General features: G+C 56.6%; 2 protein-coding genes. One reads left to right on the forward strand and one right to left on the reverse strand.

Annotated elements, in window-relative coordinates; all coding sequences use genetic code 11:
• Positions 1 to 131: 131 nt before the first annotated feature.
• The gene (locus B879_RS23910; RefSeq protein WP_497706791.1) at positions 132 to 548 is read right to left on the reverse strand and encodes an Hsp20/alpha crystallin family protein; all 417 of its coding nucleotides are present in this window, start codon (positions 546 to 548) and stop codon (positions 132 to 134) included.
• Positions 549 to 721: 173 nt separating this feature from the next.
• Here B879_RS23910 and B879_RS23915 point away from each other — a divergent pair.
• Positions 722 to 933, forward strand: a 212-nt coding sequence (locus B879_RS23915) for a MerR family transcriptional regulator (protein WP_083847981.1), incomplete at its 3' end; no start/stop codon positions are given.

Genomic DNA, 933 nt, shown 5'->3' on the forward strand with positions numbered 1-933 from the left:
GAACCGATATTGTGGTGTTTTCGACGCAATGGCTGGTCTTCAGGAAACTCACGCCACCTCGGGTGTCGAGTTATCTGCGATTCCATGGTGCCTGGGGATCACCACGCGGTTACTGCCCGGTTTGGGTGTCCCTATGGGTCGATCGCCTCGCGATCCTGGCTTGGGGCGGTAATGGAGATCTTGCGAGGCTTGGCCTTCTCAGCCACCGGAATGCGCAAACGTAGCACACCGGCTTCGTAGCTGGCTTCGATGTTTTCGGTATCCAAGTTCTCTCCCAAGACCAGCTGACGGCTGAACACGCCCCGGGGACGTTCCGAAGCGAGCATTTCCAAATCCTTGTCCAGGGCAGGACGCTCCGCCTTCACGGTCACCACGTTGCGTTCAACGTCCAAGTCGATCGAATCCGGTTTGATCCCGGGCAAATCGAACTCAACCTCGAAAGTGTCCCCATTACGCCAAGCATCCATGCTCATCGCTGCCGGGCGAGCCGGGGTTCCGAAAACCTGCTGAGCGATCCGGTCAAGATCACGGAACGGGTCTGTACGCATCAACATGGCAGTTGCACTCCTTCACAGTGTCTCTGATATGCCATTTCCAATTTGTCGCATCCGCGATAATCTGTATCAGCGGATACAATTTTTATAGCACAATCACTATGGGGTCGCAAGCCTGTCAAACTCCCCCGCATTGATCGAGCCAGGGATAAGGAAAGGACGGGAAGATGACTCAGAAAAGATCGAGAGACCTTGCCGTGTATGGGATTTCGGTTGCCGCCGAGCTGGTAGGCACCGGACAACAGAACCTGCGCCTCTATGAACGCAAGGGACTTTTGGACCCCCAGCGCACCGAGGGCGGAACTCGCCGCTACAGCGAGGAGGACCTGGATATCTTGCGCCGCATCTCCCACCTCCTCGCCCAGGGGCTGAACTTATC

Origin of the sequence: Cecembia lonarensis LW9 (assembly GCF_000298295.1) — a bacterium.
Taxonomy (GTDB): Bacteria; Bacteroidota; Bacteroidia; order Cytophagales; family Cyclobacteriaceae; genus Cecembia; species Cecembia lonarensis.

What these genes read in the sequence shown, in the direction of transcription:
- B879_RS23910 (WP_497706791.1), bottom strand. Translation starts at nt 548, where the DNA reads ATGCGTACAGACCCGTTCCGTGATCTTGACCGGATCGCTCAGCAGGTT.